The sequence below is a fragment of the Benzoatithermus flavus genome (assembly GCF_037908215.1).
GTDB lineage: Bacteria > Pseudomonadota > Alphaproteobacteria > Geminicoccales > Geminicoccaceae > Benzoatithermus > Benzoatithermus flavus.
Genome location: NZ_JBBLZC010000038.1, coordinates 1 through 18,073, shown reverse-complemented (window position 1 = coordinate 18,073; position 18,073 = coordinate 1). Strand labels below are relative to the sequence as shown.

Below are 18,073 nucleotides of genomic sequence, written 5' to 3'. Positions count from 1 at the left end.
CTCGCGCCGCAGGGCGCCACGGTCCCGCACGTCCTGGAGACGAGCCCGATGCAGATCAGGAAGCTCACCCCGTTCCTTCACGTCTCACCGCAGATCAGCGAGGCCGATCTCGGCGTGCTGGCGGCGCAGGGCTTCAAGTCGGTCGTCAACAACCGCCCGGACGGCGAGGGCGAGGGTCAGCCCACGAGCGAGGCGCTCGCGGCCGCGGCCGCCCGGCTGGGCCTCGCCTACCGCCACCTGCCGGTGATCTCGGGCAGGGTGACCGACGAGGACGTGGCGGCGTTCGCCAAAGAATTGAGCGAGCTCAAGGGGCCCGTGCTCGCCTTCTGCCGCACCGGCACCCGCTCGACCACGCTCTGGGCACTGAGCGAGGCCTGGCACCTCGATCCCGATGCCATCCTGCGCACCGCGGCCGAGGCGGGCTACGATCTCGCCGCACTCCGGCCCCGGCTGGAGGCGAGCAGCCGTGCCGCCGAGCCCGTGAGCGCCAGGGTCGGCGGCGAGGTGCGAGAGAGATACGGTGTCGTCTTCGACGTGGTCGTCGTCGGCGGCGGGGCGGGCGGGCTCGCCACGGCGGCGAGCCTCCTGAAGCGGCGCCCCGGCCTCGGGATCGCGGTGATCGAGCCGCGTGAGGCGCACTACTACCAGCCCGGCTGGACGCTGGTGGGCGGCGGCGTGTTCCGCCGCGCCGATACCGAGCGGCCGATGGCGCAGGTGATGCCGAAGGGTGTCAAGTGGGTGAAGACGGCCGTGGCCGGCTTCGAGCCCGAGCACAACCAGGTCGTGCTCGAGGACGGCGAGCGGCTCGGCTACCGCTGCCTCGTCGTCAGCCCCGGCATCGAGTTGAACTGGGCCGGCGTCGAGGGCTTGCGCGAGACCCTGGGCAAGAACGGCGTCACCTCGAACTATCTCTTCGAGATGGCGCCCTATACCTGGGAGCTCGTGCAGAGCCTGCGCGGTGGTGGCCGGGCGCTGTTCACCCAGCCGCCCATGCCGATCAAGTGCGCCGGCGCGCCGCAGAAGGCCATGTATCTCGCCTGCGACCACTGGCTGCGGCGCGGGGTCCTGCCCGGCATCGAGGTCGAGTTCCTGACCGCCGGCGCTGTTCTCTTCGGCGTCAAGGATTATGTGCCGGCGCTGATGGCGTACGTCGAGAAGTACGGGACGAAGCTCGCCTTCACCACCAACCTGAAAGCGGTGGACGGACCGGCAAGGAAGGCCTGGTTCGAGGTGAAAGGGGCGGATGGTGCGGTGAGCATCGTCGAGCGCTCGTTCGACATGCTCCACGTCTGCCCGCCGCAGCGGGCACCCCGCTTCGTCCGCGAGAGTCCGCTCGCCGATGCGGCGGGCTGGGTCGAGGTCGGCCCGGAAACGCTGCAGCACGTCCGCTTCGGCAACATCTTCGGCCTCGGCGACGCCTGCTCGGCGCCCAACGCCAAGACCGCGGCCGCCGTGCGCAAGCAGGCGCCGGTGGTGGCCACGAACGTGCTCGCCATCCTCGACGGCGAGGCGCCGCGGGCGATCTACGACGGCTACGGCTCGTGCCCCTTGACGGTCGAGCGCGGCAAGATCGGGCTGGCCGAGTTCGGCTATGGCGGCAAACTCCTGCCGACCTTCCCGTTCCTGGACGGGACCAGGCCCAGCCGGCTCGCCTGGCTGCTCAAGGAGAAGCTCCTGCCGACGATCTACTTCGAGCTCATGCTGAAGGGCCACGAGTGGCTGGCCGGCCCGCAACTCCTGCCGCATGCACCGGGTACCCACGAGGCGCAGGCGGCCTGCGCGTTCGATCCGTCCCGCCCCCCTGGCGTGTCGGCCCGTTGAGGCTCGGACATGGCAGCCATGGATCTCGCCCTTCATGCCCAGAACGCCCTGGCCGTGCTCTCCGGCAGCTTCGTCGGCTTCTCGCTGGCGCTGATCGGCGGCGGCGGCTCGATCCTGGCCGTGCCGCTCCTGCTCTACGTCGTGGGCGTGAAGAGCCCGCATCTCGCGATCGGGACGAGCGCCCTTTCGGTCGCGGTCAACGCGTTCGCGAACCTCGTCCCGCACAGCCGGGCCGGCAACGTGCGCTGGGGGCAGGCCGTGGTGTTCGCCGCCGCGGGCGTGATCGGCGCCCTCCTGGGCTCCACCGCCGGCAAGCTGGTCGACGGACAGCGCCTGCTGAGCCTGTTCGCGCTCTTGATGCTGGTGGTAGCGTTCTTGATGGTGCGGCCGAAGCGGCCCGCGGCCGGACCGGTCTGCGAGGGCAGGGTGTGCCTGATCCGTCTGGCGCTGATCGGCTGCGCTGCCGGGCTTCTGGCCGGGTTCTTCGGGATCGGCGGCGGCTTCCTGATCGTGCCGGGGCTGATCCTCGCCACCGGCATGGACATCCTCCACGCGATCGGCACGTCCCTGGTCTCGGTCGGCTCGTTCGGGCTCGCGACCGCGCTCAACTACGCGGCCTCGGGCCTGGTCGAATGGCGGATAGCGCTGCTCTTCATCGGCGGCGGGGTGGCCGGCGGCTGGATCGGGGCGGCGGTCGCCCAGCGTCTCGCCAGGCGGCGTGCCGCCTTGAACTGGGTCTTCGCCGCCGCCATCGTCGCCGTCGCCGTCTTCATGCTGGCGAAGAACGCAGGCGCAGCGGCCTGATCCATGGCCTCGGGGTGCCGCGGGCCCGGTCCTCGGCCGCCCTGCTCTGTTGTGTCGCAGCATCAGCGAGGCCGCACACGGCCATGCCGGCGCTGCCGGGTCTCGACACCCGGCCATGGCGACACTAGCTCTAGCTTGTTCCGCAGCCCGACGGCGCTCTTCCATGTCGCCCGGCGTTACACGCCGATGGGGCGGGCGGGCTCCAGGTCGAACGCTCAGCCGGTTCGCACTTTCGGGGAAACCATCGCATGCTGGCATCGATCCGCTCCTGGTCCGGACGCGAATACCGCCTGGACCGGATGACCTTGCGGGAGCTCGTGATCGCCTATTTCACGCACTATTCGATCATGGTCTATCTGGCGTTGGCCGTGATCGCGATCGTGCTCGCGGTGCGGGTGGCGCCGAACTGGTGGCAGCCGCTCCTGGGCGTGGGCCTCGTCTTCCTGGTCTACCCGTTCGCGGAGTACGCGCTCCACCGATGGGTGCTGCACGCCCGCTTCCTCTACAAGAACCCGCTCACGGCCAAGGTCTGGAAGCGGATCCACTACGACCACCACCAGAATCCGCACGATCTCTCCGTGCTGTTCGGGGCGCTCTACACCACGCTGCCGCCGATCTTCCTCTTGAGCCTGCCGCTCGGCTGGCTCGTGGGTGGTGCTTCCGCCGCCTTCGCGGCGCTCGCCACGGCCCTTCTCGCCTTCGCCGGCTACGAGTTCTGCCACTGCGTCCAGCACCTGCCGTTCACGCCGCAGAATCGCTGGCTGCGCGAGATCAAGCGGCGGCACCTTGCGCACCATTTCCACAGCGAGCAGGGCAATTACGGCATCACCACCAATCTCTGGGACCGCATTCTGGGCACGCTCTACGACCGGCAGCGCGACGTGCCGCGCAGCCCGACGACCCACAATCTGGGCTACACGCCCGAGGAGCGCGCGCGCTATCCCTGGGTCGGCGAGCTCTCGGCCTCCGACGAGGAATACGCGTTCAAGCGCACGCGCCGCATGAGCTGAGCCGGAGCAGAGAATGCCGGGCCGCCACGGCTCGCCCGGGTTCCGAACGAGATGCTCGGCCGTGCGCTCGCCGCGGTGGCGGAGCGGCGCAGCGGGGGCGGGATCGTGCGCCTCGACGTGCTCGAGCTGGCCGACCGTCCGCTTGCGGATCCGGCCGCCGGTTTTCGCGACATCGTGGATCCCTGCCTCGGCGCTCCCTGCTGCGACGGGGCGCCGTTCTGGGATCGTCTCCATCCCGTGACCGCGGCGCATGCGCATCGGGTCGCTGCCGCGAGCACGGCCCTCGGGCGGTGCTCCGACGATCGCTCGCTTCAGGGCGCGTGGCGGTAGGGGAGAAGGGAGCGGTATTCCTCCATCTCCAGCTCCTGCTGACGGCGCTCGGCGGCAAGGAAGCGGGCGACCGCATCGCGGAACGCCGGATCCGGGAGGTAATGGGCGCTATGCGTCCAGACCGGGGCGTAGCCGCGATGCAGCTTGTGGATGCCCTGAGCACCCGCCTCGACGCGGGAGAGGCCGTGGCGGATCGCGAACGCGATCGCCTGGTAGTAGCAGGCCTCGAAATGGAGGAAGGCGAATTCCTCGAGGCAGCCCCACTGCCGCCCGTAGAGGGTCTCCTGGCCGATCAGGTTGAGAGCGCCCGCCACCATCCTGCCCCGGTGCCGGGCCACGACCAGCACCACGCGCTCCTTGAGCTCCGTGCCCAAGCGGCGGAAGAAGTCGCGGGTGAGATAGGCGTTGCCCCAGCGTTTGTCGACCGTGGCGCGATAGAACGGGTAGAAGGCATCGAGCAGTGCCGGGTCGAGATCGGCGCCGTGATGCGTCTCGATCGTGATCCCCGCGGCGCATACCTGCTCGCGCTCCTTCCTGACCATCTTGCGCTTGGCGCTCCTGAGGCGCCCGAGCCAGTCTTCGAAGCTGCCATAGCCATCGTTGTGCCAGTGGAACTGGATGCCGCGACGCTCGAGGAAGCCGGCCTCGCGCAAGCTGGCGGCATCCTTCTCGGTGCAGAACGTGACGTGCAGCGAGGACAGGCCGAGCTGGTCGGTGAGCGCCGCGAGGCTCCGGACGAGGACGATGCGCGCAGCGTCGTCGCGGGCGAGGAGGCGAGGACCCGGCACCGGCGTGAACGGCACGGCCACCTGCAGCTTCGGGTAGTAGCGCCCGCCGGCGCGGCGATAACCCTCGGCCCAGCCATGGTCGAACACGTACTCGCCGTAGGAATGGCTCTTGGCATAGAGCGGGGCCGCGGCCACGAGCCCGCCCTCGTCCTCGACGACGAGATGGCAGGGCTGCCAGCCGGTCCTGGCGCTGGCGGAGTTGCTCGCCTCGAGGATGCGCAGGAAGGCATGCGACAGGAACGGATTGTCGGGCGGAACCAGCCGGTCCCAGTCGTCGGCCGCGATCTCGCCGATGCTGCGGACGGTCCGCGCCTGCAGCGTGCGCTCGCAGGATGGCTTCACCGCAGCTCGAACATGGCTTCGACCTCGACCGACGCATCGAACGGCAGGCTCGGCACGCCGACGGCGGCACGGGCGTGCCGGCCGGCCTCGCCCAGGACCTCGACCATGAGGTCGGAAGCGCCGTTCACCACCTTCGGGTGGTCGGTGAAGTCGGGCGTGCAGGCGACGAAACCGCCGAGCCGCACGCAGGAAACGATCCGATCGAGGTCGCCGCCGCAATGTGCCTTGACCTGGGCCAGGATGTTGATGGCGCAGAGCCGGGCCGCGGCCTGTCCTTCCTCGAGGCTGACGCCGCCGCCGAGCTTGCCCTTGTAGCGGACCTGCCCGCCCTCCATCGGTAGCTGGCCCGAGACCACGAGCAGGTTCTCGCTCCGGCGCACCGGCACGTAGTTGGCCGCCGCCGCCGGAGGGGTCGGCAGTTCGATCCCGAGCTCGGCGAGACGTTCGGCGATCGACGTGGCCATGATGGGCTTCTCCCGCTGCTTCTCCTGGATGGGGCGAAGATAGGGCAGGGATCGACGAAGGACCAGCACCGTTGCCGCCCACGCCATGCGGCGATGACAGGTTGCCTCGGGCTGTCGATTCGCGCACCCTGATGCTACCGGGCGACGTGGCCCATCGCCCGCAACCGGCTCCACGACACGAGGAACGGCCCTTGAGCACACCGCGCGACGACGGCTTCGCGGCAACGCCCGAGTGGGCGCCCCACGCACGCTGCTGGATGGCTTGGCCGTGTCGTGCGGCGGCGGGCGTCGGGCTGGAAGGGCTGCGCCGGATCTATGCGGAGGTGGCGCAGGCGATTGTCCGCTTCGAGCCGGTGACCGTGATCGCCCGGCCCGAGCTCGTCGCCACGGCCTCGCTGCAGTGCGGGCCGGGCATCACCGTGCGGCCCATGCCGCAGGACGATGGCCGGATCCGGGACGTCGGCCCGAGCTTTCTGACCGACGGCAGAGGCGCTCTCGCCGGTGTGGCCTGGAAGTTCAACGGCTGGGGCGAGCTCCATCCCGACCACGGTCAGGACGCGCAGCTGGCGCGGCGGCTGCTCGAGCATGTCGGAGCGCGCTGCTACGATGGGCCCATCGTGCTCGAAGGCGGTGCGGTGGCGGTCGACGGCGAGGGGACCTGCCTCGCCGGCGCTGCCGTGGTGCTGGATCCCCGGCGCAATCCCGGCCTGACCCGTGAGGAAGCCGAGCGCGCGCTGCAGCAGATGCTGGGCGTCGAGCGCGTGATCTGGATTCCGCACGGTCTCGCCGATGCCGAGGCCGGCGGGCAGCTCGCGAGCGTCGTCCGCTTCGCGAGGCCCGGCACGGTGCTGGCGCTCGCGACGGACGACCGAAGCGATGCCAACTTCGACCGGCTGGCCGAGAACCTGGACGTGCTGCGGGCCGCCACCGACGCGCGATCGCGGCAGCTCGAGGTGATCACGCTGGCGCAGCCTAGACCGCAGAAGGGCCGCGACGGCCGCCGCCTCGTGGCCTCGCATCTCGACTGCTGCCTCGTCAACGGTGCCGTGATCGTGCCCGGCTTCGGCGATGCGACCGACGGCGCTGCCTGCCGCATGCTCGCCCAGGTCTGGCCGGAGCGCGAGATCGTCCAGATCGACGCGCTCGAGCTCGCCGAGGCCGGTATCGGCCTCCACGCCGTCACCCTCCCGCAGCCCGTGACCTGAGCGCCATGACGGCGCCCGTCCTCGAGGTCACCGAGGCGCCGGCACCAGCCGATGTCGAGACCCTCCTGCGCGGCCTCGTCGCGTTCAACGAGCCGTTCCTCGGACGGCCCGACTTCCGGCAGCTCGCCGTGCTCGCCCGCCGCGAGGGTGATCTCGTCGGCGGCCTGATCGGCGAGACGGGGCGCGGCTTCCTGTTCGTGGACCTGTTCTGGCTCGACGCGGGCTGGCGGAGACAGGGGCTGGGCTCGCGGCTGCTCGCGGCCGCCGAGGCGGAAGCCGTGGCCCGCGGCTGCCATTCGGCGTGGCTCGATACCTACGACTTTCAGGCCCGGCCGTTCTACGAGCGGCACGGCTTCGAGCTGTTCGGCGAGCTCACCGGTTTTCCGAACGGCCACCGGCGTTACTTTCTGGTGAAGAGGCTCGCCGGCGCAGCGGGTAGCGGCGGCTGAAAGCGGCCGCTGCCGATCAGTCGACCGCGGCCGGATCGCGGGAGAGGAAGGCCTTGAACGACGGCCAGATATCCTCGCGGCGCTCGATCAGCACCGACTGGAAGTTCTCGGCGTCGATGCGACGGAAGCGCTCGAGCATCGAGCTCTCGTAGTAGTGCGAGCCCATCGGCTTGATCTCGCCATAGCCGAACAGATTGCAGATCTCGCACAGCTCGCGCGCCGCCTTGATCGCCTCCTCGTTGTCGGATTCGAAATTGTCGCCGTCGGAGCAATGGAAGGCGTAGATGTTCCAGTGCTCGGGGTGGTAGCGGGCCTGGATCACCTCGAGCGCCTTCTTGTAGCCCGAGGAGATCAAGGTGCCGCCCGACTCGCCTTTGTGGAAGAACTCCTCTTCGGTCACCTCCTTCGCCTGCGTATGGTGGGCGATGAAGACGATCTCGACCGCTTTGTACTTCGTGCACAGGAATTGGTAGAGCAGGAAGAAGAAGCTGCGCGCGAGGTACTTCTTCAGCCGGTCCATGGACCCCGAGGTGTCCATGATGCAGATCACGACCGCGTTGCTCTCCTCCTTCTCGTCGAGGACGAGACGCTTGTAGGTCAGGTCCTCCTTACGGAAGGGAAACTTCGGCCGCTCGTCCTCGCCCTCGCCGGGCTCCTCCGCGAGCGTCGAGAGCGGCACGCCCGAGGCGATCTTGCGGCGCAGCTTGGCCTTCACGGTGCGCCGCCGGTCGAGGTGGACGCGGATCCCGGCCTTGCGATAGCCCTGCCGCTTGGCTACCCGCTCCGCAGTGGCCTGCTTCAGGATCTTCCGCTCGAGGTCCGGCAGCTCCAGGTCCTCGAACATGATGTCGATCAGTTCGTCGAGCGTGATCTCGGTCTCGTAATAGTCCATGCCGGGGTCGCTGCCGGCGGGACCCTGGCCGCGCTCGCCGCGTCCGCGCGCCGAGCCCACGACCTGGCCGGGCTCGGTGCTGCCGTCGCCCGTGCCGACCCCGCCGGCATTGTCGCCGAAGATGAACCGATACTCCTTGACGCCCCGGATCGGCACCTTGATCACGCGGTCGCGGTCGCGGCCGATGATGCTCTCCTCGGCGATCACGTCGGCGATGTTCTCGCGGATCGAGCGCCGGAGCTTCTCCCGGTGCCGCTTGCGGTCCCCGGCGCTGCGGTCCGACCGCAGCGCCTCCTGCTCGGAATAGGGTCGAAAGATCGTGCTCATGCCCAGGCGGGAAGGGCGGCCCCGAGACGGGCCGCCATCCCCTCAGTCCTTCCAGAGGTGGTTGGCGGCATACTTCAGGATCGTGTCGATGCTGTCCTCATTATAGCCCTGCCCCAGCAGGTTCTCCACCATGGCATCGTACTTCTGACGCTGCTCGTCGTCACGGGTGCGTGCCTTGGTGATGATTCGGCTGATGTCGCGGACCGAGTTCATCAGCTTCTTCTCGATCGCTTCCTTCAGAGGCTCGTAGGACGCGTAGCTGACCTTCTCGCCGCGCCGCGTCGCGGCCCAGAGATAGGCGATCACCTCCTGGCGGAAACCGTCGGCGGCAGGGCCGATGATGGCGATCTGCTCCTCGATCGACTTCAAGAACGCCTCGTCGGGCTGCATCTCGTCGCGGGTGACCGGGTCCTTCACCTTGGTCTTGGTGACGTAGGCCTCGGCGTGGTCGAGATAGTTGTGGAACAGCGTCTCGGCCTGACCCTGGAAGCTGTAGACGAACGCCTTGGTGATGTCCTTCTCGAGCATCTCGAGATAGACCTTGTGCAGCGTGTCCTGCAGGAACTCGAGATACTGCTTCTTCGTGTCCTCGGCGATGTCGGCTTCCTTGACCATCCCGATCAGGGCCTCACGGACGTTGATCGGGTGGATCGAGCCGTTGTTCCGGGTGAGCGCCGTATCGAGCGCCTTCATGATGAAGCGCGTGCTGATGCCGAACAGGCCCTCGCGCTTGGCATCCTCGCGCAGCTCGTGCACGGTGAGCTTCTTGGGCCGGCCCTTCTCGAGCACCTCCTCGCCATTGTAGATCTTGAGCTTGGTCATGAGATCGCACTTCGGCGTGGGCTCGAGGCGCGAGAGCACGGCGAACATGGAGGCGACCTCGAGCGTGTGCGGGGCGATCCTGGCGTTGAACTTCGAGCGCTCGAGGAACTTCCTGTAGATCTTCACCTCCTCCGACAGGCGGAGGTTGTAGGGCACCTTCACCACGACGATGCGATCCAGGATCGCCTCGTTGGTGTGGTCGGCCTTGAACTTCTGCCACTCCGCCTCGTTGCTGTGCGCGATGATGCAGGTGTCGACGTAGACCGTGCCGTGGCGCCCGGGGGCGGGGACGAACTTCTCCTGGGTCGCGGTGATCATGGTGTGGAGATACTCGGTCTCGTTCTTGAAGACCTCGATGAACTCCACCATGCCGCGGTTGCCGACGTTGAAGGCGCCGTTGAGCTCGAGCACGCGCGGATCCCCCTCGCTGTAGCGGTCGAGCTTGCTGATGTCCTCCGAGCCGATCAGGACCGAGGTGTCCTGGTTGTTGGGGTCGACCGGCGGCACCACGCCGATACCGCGCCGCGCCCGCTTGCTGAAGCTCATGGTACGGACGGGCACGTTCTCGTACTTGCCGGCGTGCTCGTTGATGAGACGCCAGCGGCAGACCGGGCACAGGTCGCCCTCGATCCTGACGCCCAGCATGTCCTCGAAGGCCTTGCGCAGGTGCCGGGGGATCAGGTGCAGGGGCTGCTCGAAGATCGGGCAGCCCTCGATCACGTAGATCGGGTCGAGCTCCTCGAGGCCCCGCTTCAGGCGCTCGACCAGCGAGCTCTTGCCCGAGCCCACGGGGCCCATGAGGTAGAGGACCTGGCGCGCTTCCTCGCCGCCCATCGCCGCCGAGTGGAAGTAGCGCACGATCTTCTCGAGCGTGCGCTCCATTCCGAAGAACTCGTCCTTGAAGAAGTTGTAGATCTTCACCGACTCGTCGCCGAACACGCGCTTGGCGCGCGGGTCGGCTTCGACGTCGATCTCGGTGAAGCCCGGCGCCACCAGCATGTCGTACATGCGCTTGTGGGCGAGGTCGGCGAGCTGCGGCCGCTCCTTCACGAGATCGAGATACTGCAGGAACGTCCCCTGCCATTCGAGCTTCTGCCGCTCCGTGCGGTCCTGCTCGATGATGGAGGCAAAATCGATCGGGTCACCCGGCATGCGCACAAACCTCGCTGGCTAGCGTGGACGTCAGCAGCACTTCCCTTGGCCTTGGACTACCGCATCTTCGGCGCGACCTACTAATTCGCCGTTAACCTCGAGGAACAAATCCGACCCGAGGGCCTGCGCCGCCTTCGGCCTGCGGCACCTGTCCCGGATCCAACCATTTGTTACAAGAAAGAACGTCGAGGGGTGAACGAAGGTTCATGAGGCTGAAGCCACAAACCAAGGTTCGCGCACAGCCCCGATAGAGGGAAAACAGGCAGGAGCAGCGAATGCCGATATCCTCGTTGCCCAACAGCACACACCGGGGCGGCCGCTTGGAGCTCCGCGACCGGCGCATGCTCATCCCCTTCATGCCTTGCTGTAGTCTAGAAAAGTTGGATAAGCCGTCAATAAGCGATTGCTCGGATTCACGGCATGGTCAACATTCCGGTAACCTGCCGTGCGCTGTACGGCGGCGCACGTGCGACATAAGAATTACCATAAAAAAATCGCTAAAATTTATCGACCACACACGAATCCATCGTCCGAACGAGTCCTGCAACGTCCAGGCGACCGGGCCGAGGCGGCGTCACCGTTCTCTTCCGCACCCAGGCCGATCGGGCAAGGCGGCCTGCCCGCTCTTCTTTCTGGCCATCCGGCAAGAAAACGGCCCTCTGCGTGGAGAGTTCCGACAAGTTCCCGGTGTCCGCAGCTTTCCCGACCATCGTGACCGGTGGGGCGACCCGGATGGTGTCTGCCCGCTTGTCGAGGTGCTGGCGGACGGGTATGCCGCTTCGGGCACGACGTCAGGGAGGAACAGCATGACGGGTTGGGCGATCTATCCGAGCCTCAAAGGGCGATCCGTGTTCGTCACCGGCGGCGGGTCGGGCATCGGCGCCCAGATCGTGCGCCGGTTCTGCGAGCAGGGCAGCAAGGTGGCGTTCGTCGACATCGACCGTAGTGCCAGCGAGGCGCTGGTGCACGCGGTCGCCGGCGAGGGGATGACGGCGCCCTTGTTCATCCCGTGCGATCTGCGCGACATCGAGCGCCTGCGCGCCGCGATCCGCGAGGCCGCCGACGCCAACGGTCCGATCACCGTGCTCGTCAACAATGCCGCGCGCGACGACCGCCACGCGGCCGAGACCGTGACGCCGGAATACTGGGACGAGCGATTCGCCGTGAATCTGAGGCACCAGTTCTTCGCTGCCCAGGCGGTCCACGCCATGATGAAGCAGGCGGGCGGCGGGTCGATCATCAACATGGGCTCGACCTCCTGGATGATCGGCCAAGGCGGGATGGCGGCCTACACCGCCGCCAAGTCGGCCGTTCTGGGCCTCACCCGCAGCCTCGCCCGCGACTGGGGGCCGGACAACATCCGGGTCACCTCGATCGCGCCCGGCTGGATCATGACCGAGCGCCAGCAGCAGCTATGGCTGACGCCGGAGGGTGAGAAGGAGCTGATGGCGCGCCAGTGCCTGAAGCGCAAACTCTACCCCGACGACATCGCACGGGTCGTGCTGTTTCTCGCCGCCGACGACAGCAGCGCCATGACCAACCAGAGCTACATCGTCGACGGCGGCTGGGTGTGAGGCCGTCCGTCAGGGGGTCCTGAAGCGGGTGAACACCTCGCCGTCGCGCACCACGAACGCACGGCTGAGCACGACGTCCAGCCGCTCGACGCGGGCGATCTCCCGCTCCGGCGGCGGCTCGATGCAGAAGAACATCGCCTCGGCGATGGCGAGCCTCCCCGGCGAGGTGTGGTAGACCGGGAGCAGGCTCGGCGGCAACACCTCCTGCGCGGTCTCGAACGGGCCGCAGATCCGGGCCGGGACCGGCAGGAGACCGAGCCGGTCGTAGAGGTGCGGCAGCTTCGCCTCGACCAGACGGCCGAGCTCGCCGAACGAGGTGCCCCAGTAGTCGAGCTCGAACCGTCCTTCGGCCGCCTTCACCCCGCCCGACAGGTCGTTGAAGTAGACGTACTCGTAAGGGTGGAGCTGGACGATCCGCGCCACGGGCAGGAGAAGGCCCGCTGCTATGGCTGCACCCGCGAGTCGGCGCCGGCCGTGCGGCAGGAGGCTCGTGACCCGGTCGAGGCCGAGCGCTGCCAGCACCAGGAGCGGCGGCAGGACGAAGATGAAGTGGCGGATGTTGTTGTAGCCCGTGGGCCGCGCCAGGACGGCATAGAGCAGCGGAAACAGGCCGGCGATCGCGATCAGGAGCAGCACGAGAGGGCGGCGCCCCCCCTGCTCCCGTGCCGCCGCCGGCAGCAGGAGGAAGGCCGCGAGCAGGCCGGCGAGCGCCACCTCGCTGAGCTGCAGGACGAGAAGGGTCGGCCAGTAGAGGGCCGGCAGGGCCTCGGCGGGATAGAGCCGTCCGGCGAAGATGGTGTCGGCGCCATAGGGAAAGTGACCGAGATAGGCGAGCGCGGCGAAGAAGTTGCGCCAGTCCAGCATCACCCAGGGCCAGGCCGGCAGGAGGACGAGCAGCGTCACCGGCACGGCCGGCAGGAGCCGGACCACGCCGCCGCCGAGCCGGCGTGCCGCAGCTCCCGGCCCGAGCCGACGCGCATCCACGGCGGTCAGGATCAGGAACGGCAAGGCGAAATAGGCGCCGAGCAGCACGCCGCCCACCCTGATCCCCATGGTGAGGCCGACGGCGAGGCCGAGCAGGAGGGCGGTGCGCAGGCGCGGCCGCGGCCATTCCTCGAGGCAACGTGCCCAGGCCAGCACCGAGGCCAGCATCCCGACCGCGAACGGCACATCCTTCGAGTTGAAGAACATGTGCCCCCACCAGCCGGGAAGCGTGGCGAGCAGGAGGAGCGCCAGGAGCCCGGCCCGCGGCCCGCCCAGCCGGCGGGCGAGCCGCCAGGTGAGGGCAAGGCCCAAAAGCCCGATCAGTCCGCCCAGGAGATGGCGGAGCTGGTAGGGCCCGAGCGGTGTCACGGGCTCGAGCAGGGTCGCGACGATGTCGAAGGCGCCACCATAATAGCGCAGGTTGGCGAACTCGAAGGCACGCTGGTCGGTGAAGCCGGATGCGTACCAGTCGACCAGCATCCGCCCGTAGGTGCGCAGGCCCGGCTCGTCCCAGGTGACGCCGTAGTCACGAAAGGTGAGCACGACGAGGCCGAGCCCCAGAAGGAGGAGAAGCCGCGCCAGGCGGTCGTAGACCGCCGCCTCGGTGGCTCGCCGCTCGATGAGCGGCGGTCGCGCACCCTTGCCCTGCCGCACGGCAGGGTGCTTCGGCGAGCGGTCCGGCCTGTGCCGTTCCGATCCGACGATGTCGAACGCCATGGTCTTCGTCCCGAAGCGCGACCAGCGGCAACGGGACGATCCTCGCTCTTCGGGATGTCGGGAGCAAGCCGACTGCGCACGGCACGACCGCGTGTATCCGGCCTGCCGTCAGGCGGCCTTGCAGGCGGAGAGGCGGTAGCTCGCGAGCCGGGTGCGCCAGTTGCCGCCGGCGGCCACGTAGATCGTCGTGAGCCAGAACGTGCAGCCGTCGGCCGGGTCCACCGTCATGGCGGCATAATCGCCCCAGCGGCTGCTGCCGGTCTGGGCGGAGAGGCTGCGCGTCTGGACGAGCTCGGCCCGCATCCGGCCGAGGGGATCGCCGGGTAGCCGCCCGGTGATCCTGATCGACGGCAGCTCGGTCGCGCCCGAGCCGTTGAAGCCCAAGGCGATGCCGCCCATGCGATCGATGGCGATGGCGCCGAGCCACCGGCTCAGCGCATCCGGGGCATGGATGCCGCTCTGGTGCAGGCGCCAGCCGCCGGTGCCGGCGCGGCGCAGCTCGAACCAGGCGATGCCGGCACGATCCTTGCCGTCGGCATCGACCTGAAAGCTGCCGACGATCGCTTCGTGATCGGCGAAGCGGCGATAGTGCAGCGGGAACATGACCATCTCGCGCAAGGGGTCGAGGCGCGTCGTCGTGCCCTTCTGCGGGATGCAGGCGAACGATTCGAGCCCGCAGAGCGCCGAGTCGAAGTCGGGCACGGGAATCGGCGCGAGCGGCTGCAGGCTCGACCGAGCCGGCCGCGAGAAGTCCGGTGCTAGCGCCCAGAGCTCGAGCAGATCCTTGCCGGGGGCGTCAGCCCCGCCGAGCACCTCGGTGTCGCGCTGGCGCATCAGAAAGGCCGGGCTGCCGACGGGCGGCGCCGTCGTTCCGGAGAGGCCTGCCGGGGTGAGGGTCTGGAACGAGAAGCCGCTCAGCCGGGGCACGGTGAAGCGCTGCAGGCCGGCGGTCTTTCCCTGCAGCATCCGCGCCCGGTCGAGAGCGTAAACGGTGGGCGCCGCCTCGTTCGTGGTCACGACGTAGGCCGAGGGCCAGACCGCGAGCTTCGCGAAGTCCGGGAATTCCGGCATCGCGAACGCGTAAGCGTGCCACCCGCCCGTGATCGGGTCGCCCGTCCGCGAGACATAGATGCACAAGGCGCCACCGGGCCGGCGTTCGGCGGCCTCGCTCAGCACCCAGCGGTCGGCGAGCCCATCGTAGGCGACCACCGGGTCGCCGATCGTCGCGGTGGCGCAGGCCGCCGAGCGGTCCGGGAACAGCTCCGACAGCAGGAAAGGCCCGGCCAGACGGCGGCCTTTCTTGTCGTGGACGGCGATCAGCGCTCCGTGCCGGGCATTGACGGCGTGCACGACGTGGTTCCGGCCCACCGCGCTCACCGGATCGGCCGGGGTGACACCGGTATAGGAGAACCCGTCGACCTGCACGCCGGCCCGCAAGGCCGAAGGACCCAGCGGCAGCCGGCCGGACGCGGCAGCCTCCGACGGAGGCGATGAAGCCGGCTGCGCCGGCGCCGTGGCAGCACTTTTCGGCCCGATACGGCGCAGGATCTCGACCGGCGGTGTGTCCGGCCGGACGGTGGACGGAACGGGTAGCCGGCGCAGATCGACGGTGACACTCTCGGGCGAGGCGGAGGATGCGAGATCGGGAGTGCTCGTCTCCCCGGCCGAGGCTCCGGTCGCGAGGAGGAGCATCACGGCGAGCACCGACCCGCCGCGCCGGACCGCTCCGGCACGATGATGAGGCATTTCCTGGACCCTTCTCACCCCGGCGGTGACGGGCCTCTCGAGCTCGACGATCCGGGATGTTACTTCTGGTTGAACGACATACCCGGTATCCGAAGCGAAGGGAAGATTGCGCTCAACGATAGAAACTGCGCGCGTGATTCATCCGATGAGTAGCGGATTCCAGCTTTTGCGCAGGGGCACGAAGCGGATCAGACCGCTCATGGTCTCGCCGGGGGCCAGGATCCGCACGCCCGTGTCCGGAAATCCGGCAGCCATCAGGTTGAAGCCGTCGGCGACGTGGCTCACGGGCTCGATGCAGAAGAACGAAGCCGCGGGCGGCACGTAGACGACGAGGTGGCGGAAGAGGCCGCTGGCCTCGATCTCGAGCGCGCGGCCGGCATCGGGCCAGTCGATCCGGGCCGTGCCGCTCCAGCCCTCGAACTCGTGATCGAGCGCGAGCTCGGCCACGGGGCGGCGCAGGCGGAAGCCCCAGGGGACCGGCACGGGCTCGCGCCGGCGCGGCAGGTTGTCGGCATCGGGCTGCCACACGCCGCCGACCTCGGCCGAGAGCAGGGTGCCGGGCCGCCGGTCGAACCAGGGATGAAGACCCAGCCCGAACGGCATCGGCGCTTCCGCCCGGTTGGTGACCGAAAGCCCGACCTCGAGCCGGCCCGCGAGGAGGGCGAAGCGCTGCTCGGCACGGTAGCGGAAGGCGGAGCCCGGCCGATCCCGGACGAGCTCGATCACGGCACGGTCGGCGCCTGCCGCGACGAGGCGCCAGGGCGAGGTCCAGCCGTCGCCGTGGATCGCATGCGGGCGGTGCGCCGGGTCCGGCTCGAGCTCGTGGCAGCGCCCGGCGAAGGTGAAGCGGGCATGGTCCACGAGCCCGGAGAACGGGACGAGGGGGAAGCAGGCATAGGCGAGGGGGCTGTCCGTCACCCCGTCCCAGGCGCGCATCAGGTCGAAGTCTTCGTCGCGCAAGCGCATGATCGAGCCGCCCCGCTCGGCGTCGATCACGAGCTCGAGCGCGCCAGCGCGCAAGGTCCGTGGCGCCACCGGTCGTCCTCCAAAGAAGACGCCTCCGGGGCGACCCCGGAGGCGTCGGGCGAAGAAGCTGAAAAGCGGGCGCTCAGCCGCCGATGCAGGTGTCGGCGGTCTCGGGCGTGCAGACGTCGAGGCCGGTATAGGTCGGATCGGCCGGCATCTTCTTGTCGTGCACGATCTCGTAGAGGAAGTTCATGCTCTTGTAGCCCATCTCGAACGGCCGCTGGCCGACCTGGCCCAGAGACAGGCCCTTCTTCATGAGATCCATCTGCACGGGCAGCGTGTCGGCCACCACCAGCGCCAGCGACTTGTCCTCGATCCGCGCCTTGTGCTTCTCGGCCACCTTGGCGTAGGCCTGCGGGATGAACTGCGGGAAGCCGCCGGTCGGCACGAAGGCGTCGAGCTTGGGGTACTTGCCGAGAATGTCCTCCATCTGCTGCACCGCGCGCGGGAAGTCGTCGTCGGTGTAGAGCGGGCAGCCGTCCACCTCGGTCCAGCCGTTCTGGCCGGTGAGCCGCTCGCCCGGCGCCTTGTCGCTCTTCTTGCCCGAGAGCGTGTCGCGAATACCCTGCATGCGCTCGTTGTGGTTCGCGGCCGCCGCACCGCCGGACTGGATGCAAATGGTGCCGCCGTTCGGCTTGATCTGCTGCACCAGCTTGGCGAGGTTGACGCCGATGTCGTAGTTCTTGGTGCCGACATAGGCGATCCGCAGGCCCTTGTCCTTGTCGAGAAGATCCGAGTCCCAGGTCAGCACCGGGATGCCGGCGGCCTTGGCCTTCTCGAGGGCCTTGCCCATCGCGGCCGCGTTGGAGGGCGAGACGGCGATGCCGTCGACCTTCTTGGCGATCAGGTCGTTGACGACCTGGACCTGCTCCTCGCCGCCGCCGTGCTCGCCGGGGCCGATGTAGAGGCACTTGAACTTGCCGGCGGCCTCCTTCTCCGCTTTCATGCAGCCGTCGCGCGCCTGGTCGAAGAACGGGTTGTTCATGTTCTTCGGCACCAGCGCGAAGGTGTACTCCTTGGCCTGGAGCGAAGGCGCGCCGCCGCAGGCGACGAGCAGCGCCACGGCAGCGCCACCCCAGAACAGCTTCCTCATTCCCTTGACCTCCCTTCATGCACCTGACGATGTGGCGGCCGTTCGCGTCTCGCTCAGCCCGACCGCCTGCCACGGACCCGCTCGAGCAGGACCGCGAGAACGATGAACACGCCGACGAACGTGCCCTGCCAGTTGGCATCGACGCCGGCCATCAGGAGACTGTTGCGGATCACCTCGATCAGTGCGGCGCCGATGAAGGCGCCGTAGGCCCCGCCCTCGCCGCCGATCAGATTGGCGCCGCCGATCACGGTCGAGGCGATCACCCGCAGCTCGTAGCCCTGGCCCAGCGCGTTGATCGCCGAGCCCTGCCAGCCCACGATCATGATCGCGGCGATCGCCGCCGTGAGGCCGGAGACGAGGTAGGCCTGGAGCTTGATCCGGTCGACCGGCACGCCGGTGAGCCGCGCCGCGTTCTCGTTGCCGCCGATGGCGTAGAGGTGGCGGCCCCAGGGCGAGAAGTTGAAGATCAGCCCGAACAGCGCCGTGAGCAGGACGAGCATCCAGACCGGGTTGGCGATGCCCAGGAT

General features: G+C 68.7%; 16 protein-coding genes. 7 read left to right on the top strand and 9 right to left on the bottom strand.

All coding sequences use genetic code 11. The annotated features are described in order from the left end of the window. The first annotated feature begins 48 nt into the window (after nt 1–48). The 4 genes from U1T56_RS22580 to U1T56_RS22565 all read left to right on the top strand — a co-directional run bounded on the left by U1T56_RS22580 (nt 49) and on the right by U1T56_RS22565 (nt 3,965). Nucleotides 49–1,821 carry a bifunctional protein tyrosine phosphatase family protein/NAD(P)/FAD-dependent oxidoreductase gene (locus tag U1T56_RS22580; RefSeq protein ID WP_418161772.1) on the top strand — a complete coding sequence of 591 codons (1,773 nt, stop codon included), beginning with the start codon at nt 49–51 and terminating at the stop codon, nt 1,819–1,821. Between the two features lie 18 nt (nt 1,822–1,839). Beyond that, nucleotides 1,840–2,625: a sulfite exporter TauE/SafE family protein gene (locus U1T56_RS22575; protein ID WP_418161791.1), complete on the top strand. Its 786-nt coding sequence runs from the start codon at nt 1,840–1,842 to the stop codon at nt 2,623–2,625. Between the two features lie 248 nt (nt 2,626–2,873). Beyond that, nucleotides 2,874–3,635, top strand: coding sequence for a sterol desaturase family protein (locus U1T56_RS22570; protein WP_418161771.1), 762 nt, complete (start codon nt 2,874–2,876; stop codon nt 3,633–3,635). A gap of 51 nt (nt 3,636–3,686) precedes the next feature. Next, the gene (locus U1T56_RS22565; RefSeq protein WP_418161770.1) at nt 3,687–3,965 is read left to right on the top strand and encodes a hypothetical protein; all 279 of its coding nucleotides are present in this window, start codon (nt 3,687–3,689) and stop codon (nt 3,963–3,965) included. Here the strand turns inward: U1T56_RS22565 and U1T56_RS22560 are convergent. Next, the gene (locus U1T56_RS22560; protein WP_418161769.1) at nt 3,947–5,095 is read right to left on the bottom strand and encodes a GNAT family N-acetyltransferase; all 1,149 of its coding nucleotides are present in this window, start codon (nt 5,093–5,095) and stop codon (nt 3,947–3,949) included. The two genes, U1T56_RS22565 and U1T56_RS22560, sit on opposite strands and share 19 nt — an antisense overlap. Then, complete coding sequence (locus U1T56_RS22555) at nt 5,092–5,559, bottom strand: RidA family protein (RefSeq protein WP_418161768.1); 468 nt, start codon at nt 5,557–5,559, stop codon at nt 5,092–5,094. Before U1T56_RS22555 ends, U1T56_RS22560 begins: the two co-directional genes overlap by 4 nt. Nucleotides 5,560–5,750: 191 nt before the next feature. On the opposite strand from U1T56_RS22555, the gene U1T56_RS22550 reads away from it, so the two are divergent. Both U1T56_RS22550 and U1T56_RS22545 read left to right on the top strand, forming a co-directional pair. Continuing rightward, a complete protein-coding gene (locus U1T56_RS22550) occupies nt 5,751–6,764 on the top strand; it encodes an agmatine deiminase family protein (RefSeq protein ID WP_418161767.1) in 1,014 nt (337 codons plus the stop codon). Nucleotides 6,765–6,769: 5 nt separating this feature from the next. Beyond that, nucleotides 6,770–7,213, top strand: coding sequence for a GNAT family N-acetyltransferase (locus tag U1T56_RS22545; RefSeq protein WP_418161766.1), 444 nt, complete (start codon nt 6,770–6,772; stop codon nt 7,211–7,213). 16 nt (nt 7,214–7,229) lie between these two features. Here the strand turns inward: U1T56_RS22545 and yhbH are convergent, their stop codons facing one another. Together yhbH and U1T56_RS22535 are read right to left on the bottom strand one after the other, a co-directional pair. Then, nucleotides 7,230–8,432, bottom strand: a complete 1,203-nt coding sequence (gene yhbH, locus U1T56_RS22540) for a sporulation protein YhbH (protein ID WP_418161765.1) — start codon at nt 8,430–8,432, stop codon at nt 7,230–7,232. A gap of 42 nt (nt 8,433–8,474) precedes the next feature. Further along, on the bottom strand, nt 8,475–10,406 hold the full coding sequence (locus U1T56_RS22535; RefSeq protein WP_418161764.1) for a serine protein kinase: 1,932 nt from the start codon (nt 10,404–10,406) through the stop codon (nt 8,475–8,477). A gap of 806 nt (nt 10,407–11,212) precedes the next feature. Here U1T56_RS22535 and U1T56_RS22530 point away from each other — a divergent pair. Then, nucleotides 11,213–11,980 (top strand): SDR family NAD(P)-dependent oxidoreductase, encoded by a 768-nt coding sequence (locus tag U1T56_RS22530; RefSeq protein ID WP_418161763.1) that lies wholly within the window; start codon nt 11,213–11,215, stop codon nt 11,978–11,980. A gap of 9 nt (nt 11,981–11,989) precedes the next feature. On the opposite strand, the gene U1T56_RS22525 is transcribed toward U1T56_RS22530, so the two are convergent. The 5 genes from U1T56_RS22525 to U1T56_RS22505 form a co-directional block, all read right to left on the bottom strand. After that, nucleotides 11,990–13,681, bottom strand: a complete 1,692-nt coding sequence (locus U1T56_RS22525; protein ID WP_418161762.1) for a glycosyltransferase family 39 protein — start codon at nt 13,679–13,681, stop codon at nt 11,990–11,992. 108 nt (nt 13,682–13,789) lie between these two features. Further along, nucleotides 13,790–15,427, bottom strand: a complete 1,638-nt coding sequence (locus U1T56_RS22520) for a hypothetical protein (RefSeq protein WP_418161761.1) — start codon at nt 15,425–15,427, stop codon at nt 13,790–13,792. A gap of 138 nt (nt 15,428–15,565) precedes the next feature. Next, entirely contained in the window at nt 15,566–16,462 is an 897-nt protein-coding gene (locus tag U1T56_RS22515) for an aldose 1-epimerase (protein ID WP_418161760.1), read from the bottom strand. A 73-nt stretch (nt 16,463–16,535) separates the two neighbouring features. Continuing rightward, on the bottom strand, nt 16,536–17,546 hold the full coding sequence (locus tag U1T56_RS22510; RefSeq protein WP_418161759.1) for a sugar-binding protein: 1,011 nt from the start codon (nt 17,544–17,546) through the stop codon (nt 16,536–16,538). Nucleotides 17,547–17,599: 53 nt separating this feature from the next. Continuing rightward, on the bottom strand, nt 17,600–18,073 hold a 474-nt coding region (locus U1T56_RS22505), incomplete at its 5' end, for an ABC transporter permease (protein ID WP_418161758.1).